Source organism: Candidatus Egerieousia sp., assembly GCF_056211015.1.
On sequence record NZ_JBAELF010000102.1, the window covers coordinates 1 to 5,355 of the forward strand.

At 47.3% G+C, this 5,355-nt stretch carries 3 protein-coding genes; all 3 read right to left on the reverse strand.

Annotated features, from left to right (window positions below; all coding sequences use genetic code 11):
* Nucleotides 1-156: 156 nt before the first annotated feature.
* On the reverse strand, nucleotides 157-1,389 hold the full coding sequence (locus AC06L3_RS07245) for an AAA family ATPase (protein ID WP_475669949.1): 1,233 nt from the start codon (nucleotides 1,387-1,389) through the stop codon (nucleotides 157-159).
* Between the two features lie 548 nt (nucleotides 1,390-1,937).
* Nucleotides 1,938-2,468, reverse strand: coding sequence for a hypothetical protein (locus AC06L3_RS07250; RefSeq protein ID WP_475669950.1), 531 nt, complete (start codon nucleotides 2,466-2,468; stop codon nucleotides 1,938-1,940).
* 43 nt (nucleotides 2,469-2,511) lie between these two features.
* Nucleotides 2,512-5,034 (reverse strand): endonuclease MutS2, encoded by a 2,523-nt coding sequence (locus AC06L3_RS07255; protein WP_475669951.1) that lies wholly within the window; start codon nucleotides 5,032-5,034, stop codon nucleotides 2,512-2,514.
* Between the last annotated feature and the right edge of the window lie 321 nt (nucleotides 5,035-5,355).

Genomic DNA, 5,355 nt, shown 5'->3' on the forward strand with positions numbered 1-5,355 from the left:
CAATCCTGATGAAATTTTCCACTCCCAGTCTCTTTATCTTGCTCCGTATGGAATCTCAGTTGACAATCAAAGGGTTACGTACTTCGAATACATCCGTGTCTCCCTCCACGAAGATTATGATTTGCTTTGACGAGCAGCAGCCGTTTTTCTTCATAATCAATTTTCCGCGAAGAAGTTTTTAACCTTGTTGGAGTCACCATCAAGGTCAAGCATGAAGTCAAACATAAACTCGCCGAAGGTCAGTTCCATATCTCCTGCATATTTGTATAGCGATTTCACCTTTGATGGGATAACTCTGGCAAAATGAGCTGTCCCATCTTTGGAAGGAAGGCCGAAATACATCTGCTGAGGCAGGAGGTGACGCATCAGATAAGGTGAATGGCTGGTGATGAGAATCTTGGTGTCAGATGCGTAGTTCTGCATCGCCAGAATAAGATTCTCCATAAGGTGAGGATGTACGGAGTTCTCCGGCTCCTCAAGCATTATGAGCGGAATGTTTTTCCGTCGCGCTGCCAGACACAGTGTGAAAAGGAAGATAATGCGCTTGCTGCCGCTTGACAATTGACGGATGCTTGTGGGCTGTGAATTGAACTTTTCCTTAACCTTTATATCATAGATTTTACTCTGCCCGTCAGCAAGTGTTATGACCTTAGGAGAAAATTCCTCTATGCCCGGAAGTAATTGCAGCAGGCCGTCTACAAGAATCGCGTAGTTGTCTTCATCCGATTCCTTCAGTTTATACAGATAGGCGCTGAGAGTGTCACCGCCCAGCATACGGATTCCTTTCTCTCCGTCAACGGAGAAATAGGATTCGGGATTGTCCAGTGTTTCGAGATTAGGAACGATTGTGCCGCAAATGCGTGATGCCATATCGCTGAGGAACATCCCGGCGGACAGAGCTATCGAATTCAGTGCCAGTTGAGAGGACGCCACGTCAAAAGCTTTTGTGCATCTTCCGGTGGCTGAAGGAACAATCAGGCATCCATCCGCAGATGTTCTGCTGAGCATCTGCCTGTAACGCTGGTCGGCACTTTTCTTGACCTTCAGCCACTCAGACAAGATAATTCCTTCATTATCTCCCGATGCCCATTTAAAACGATAACCGTATTGGAATTGAACATCTTGCTCGTCCCCGTCAAACTGTCCGGAAATTTCAAAGCAGAAGTCTTTTCCGAGCATATAGTTGTTAAGCGGCGCGAAGCGGCTTCTCATCATTTGCAACTTCTCCTGCAGAGCCGCCGAAAGAAATTTCATTCCGAATTCAACGGCGCTCAGCACATTGCTTTTACCATAGCCGTTGGGGGCGATAAGGGCATTCAACTGACCAAGATCCAATTTCAGGCTGCCAATATTGGATATTCCCTCTATTAAAAAGCTATCTATCACCATACTGTCGCAACGATATTTGCTTAAGTTTAACTAGTATCAATGCAAAGATATGGATTTTACTTAACTCGCGCAAATATTTTGACAAATTAGTCCCACATTTGAAAAGTGATACGATAAAATATCAGTTGGGAGCACCGGCAAAATTACATCTATCGTTGAAGCCTATCGTAGCAGAATTCATCAGTTAGAGTCCGGACAAATGCCTATTTCCCTTTTTTACAACTTCAGCCCATTCCAAGACACCCGTGTAATGAATTATAAAACAAGACTTTAAGTTTGTGGGCACGTTACTGTCATTTATACATACGTATGTTTTTAATACATACTGAGAATCCTTCCGCAATCAATATAGAGCACTCTCCAAGTCCCGTTCTTAGTAGAGCCCTCTTTGTCTATGAACCCATTTTTTCGAAGGAAGGAAATTTCCCTCTCAATGGTCCTTTGAGATATGTCAAGTAATACAGACAATGTTCTTGATGTGTGGGTGCCATTTTTGGCGGTCTTCGGACACTATGCAATATATATATAATTTTGGAAACAAAACAAAGCTAGTTCATCCTGTCAACCTTCCAGCTGCCCTGCTTGTGTATCATAACAACATTGGAGCTCTTGAGCTTCTGGAGCACTTCCTTGTTGCCAGGCAGAGGTTTGATGAGAGTGTAGTACACCGTGATGGTGTCAACGCCATCGTTCACGAAAGACGAATCAATGTCAAAGTACATGTCGGAGGTGATTGAAGCAATCATCTTCTTTGCCTTTGGACTGAGCTGCTCGGAAGATTTTGAGGCCTCGTTCACCAGCGAGTCGAGCGAAGCGGTTGCAAGCGAACGCACCTTGTTGAAATCTTTCTTTACATATGCGGTGAGAAAATCCTTGGCATTGCGGACAGCTTCTTCCTGTGAACTTTCAGGATTGCGCGAACAACCTGCGAATATCATGAACAGCACAAGAATTATAAGTATTGCCAGCATGGCAATGAGCTTTACGCTGCTCTGCTTCTTTGACCTCGGACTCAGCGATGAATGTTTCATGTGCCTTGCAAAATTCATCTCCTTTTTGTTTTCATCAAGATTTTCCATATTATCAGATTTTTATTTTCATTCAAATTTTACACAGCGATGGTCACCTGAAATCCACCACGGTTATACCGCTGCCTCCGTAGCGTATGTCCTCGTCATCAACTTCAGTCACGCCCGGAACGGTACGGATATATTTCCTTATCTCCTCCTTGAGCACGCCCGTGCCCTTGCCGTGAAGAATCTTCACCTGCGGAATGTCAAGCATTACAGCATCGTCAATGAAACGGCTTACTATGTCAAGTGCGTCCGCCAGCCTTTCCCCGCGTATGTCAATGCTCGGCTTGAACTCAAGCTTGCGTTTGGCAATGCTCTCTGAAATGATGGAAATGCTTCTGTCCCTTGTCTGATGCGCCTCCTTGAACTCCTGTGCGGAGATTCTTTCAATATCAGCCTCCTTCATTCTGCTTAGAATGTTGCCAATGGCCACAACAATGTACTTGCCTCCTGTCTGGTTAACCTGACCAATCAGCCCGTTGCTCCTGATCCTGACCTTGTCACCGGCTTTCAGCGGTCCGGAAGGTATTTCAGGAGCATTCCTCCCCGTTTCATTGTTTTCAGCGGATCCCGCTGCAAGTCTCTGTGCCTCCTGCTGCTTCCTGGCCTCCTTGCGTGCCTTGCGCTGGGCCAGCTGCTGCATTTTCTTCTCAACCTTGAGATCCTCTTCCGTCCTGTTCTCCTTGTTGAGGTCCTCCTTCATGGCGTTGAGCTTCAGGCGCGCCTCCTTTGTGCGCTCCTTCTCGGCCTGCGCTTCCTTGATCTTCCTGATGGTGGCTTCTATCTCCTTGTTGGCTCCGGATATTATTTCCTTGGCCTCGGCCTTGGCCGCCTCTATTATCTCCTTCTTTGTCTGCTTTATGTCTGCAAGCTCCTTCTGGTAACGATCAGTCACATTCTCAAGGACCTTGTCCGTGGTGCTTATCTTCCTGAGTTTCTCCTCAAGCTTGCGTTTCTCGCGGGAAATCTTCCTCAGCTGCCTTTCCATATCCACGAATCCCGTGCCGGCAATTGACTGGGCCTGCTCAACCAGCCATTGTGGGAGGCCTATCTTACGGGCGAGTTCAAAGGCGAACGAGTTGCCAGGAAGCCCCTGCTCGAGTACGAACATCGGCTGGATTCTGGCCGCATCAAAGAGCATGGCACCGTTCACCACGTGGGTGTTCACCATATTCTCCGCATACATCTTCAGATTGGTGTAGTGGGTGGTTATCACGGCGTATGTTCCAATACTATCGAGGTGGGAGAGAATGCTCTGGGCAATGGCTCCGCCTGCAGCAGGTTCCGTTCCAGAGCCGAACTCATCTATGAGAACAAGCCAGTTACGCTTCACTCCCTCCACCAGTTCCTTCATATTGGCAAGATGCGAGCTGTATGTGCTCAAATCGTTCTCAATGCTCTGCTCATCACCAATGTCAATGAAAATATTGTCGATTATAGGGAATTCGCTTATTGCCGATGCACTTACGAGCATTCCCCATTGATACATATATTGCAGGATGCCTGTGGTTTTCAGGCAAACGGACTTTCCTCCGGCATTAGGTCCGGAAATCATGAGTATTGACTTGCTGCTGTTCAAATAAAGGTTCAAAGGAACAATCGTTTTCTTTTCCTTTCTCAGGGCATATTCGAGAACAGGATGCCTGCCCTTCACTATCTTGAGTTCACCGTCCTGCGAGGCAATTGGCTTGTCGCATTCAAGTTCCATTGCAAGCTGTCCCTTTGCCAGAATGAAATCCACTTCACCTATTATCTGTGCGGCGTTTATCAGGTCAGGCAGATACGGGCGCAGGAAATCGCTGAATTCCTGAAGTATCCTCATGATCTCGCGCTGTGCTGCGAACTGCAGTTCACGCAGGGCGTTGTTAAGTTCCACTACTTCCGCCGGCTCAATGAACACCGTCTTTCCCGATGCCGATTCATCATACACGAAACCTCCCAGCTTCCTCTTGTTTCCGGCAGCCACAGGAACCAGTACTCGCCCGTCACGCATCTGCACCGTAGCATCCTCAGCCACAATGCCTTCCTCAATGCCCCTGCTCAGGATCTGCTGCACCTTCCTGCTTATGGAACCCTCCTTTGAATGAATCTCACCCATTATCCTGGCCAGCTCGGCACTTGCATTGTCCTTTACATTACCATTCCTGTCCAGAATATTATCTATTTTCACAGCGATGGCCGGGTAAAGCACAATCGGTGCCGTGAGTTCCTTCAGGCAAGGATAGGAATCCTCCTTGCTCCTGGCAAAGAAGTTCACTATCTCCTTCATTGTCTGCAGGTAGGAGCGCAGCTGCACCATATTTTCCACAGCGATGGTTGTGGAATTCTTGAGCAGCGGCTTGAGATAAGCGAGATTGTCCGCATAACCGTCCTTGGGGAACGATGGTTCGAACATGCAGATGGTCTTCATTTCCTGAGTGAGTGCCAGCCTGCGTTCAATGGCCTTGGGATTGGTGCTGATAGTTTCCTCCATAGCCCTGCTTCTGGCATAGCCGCTCCTTGCGCGGGCGGCTATCCATTCCCTCACCTTGTTGAAGCCCAGCTTCTGTTCTATTTTCCCGGCGTTCACCATACTCACGGAATTTTCCAGCTGCAAATTTATAATTTTGCTCACGATTTCGTGAATTTTTGCTTGAATGTTCTTATTCGGCCACGTTTTTGCCAATTTTGTGGCCATCATCCCTTTTCGGGTCCTCATTTGAGCACGTTTCCCCCAAAAACGTGTCAATATCACGCTTCAAGCTCCATTTCGGACGCATTTTCGTCCAGAATGCGCTCGTTTTGCCTTTTTACCACCCATTTGGCCACACTTTTGCCTCAAAATGTGCCCATTTTGCCGCTTTTTGTAATCCGTTTGATTGCGGCAGGCACTTCATCTGAAAAACTTTGCCTT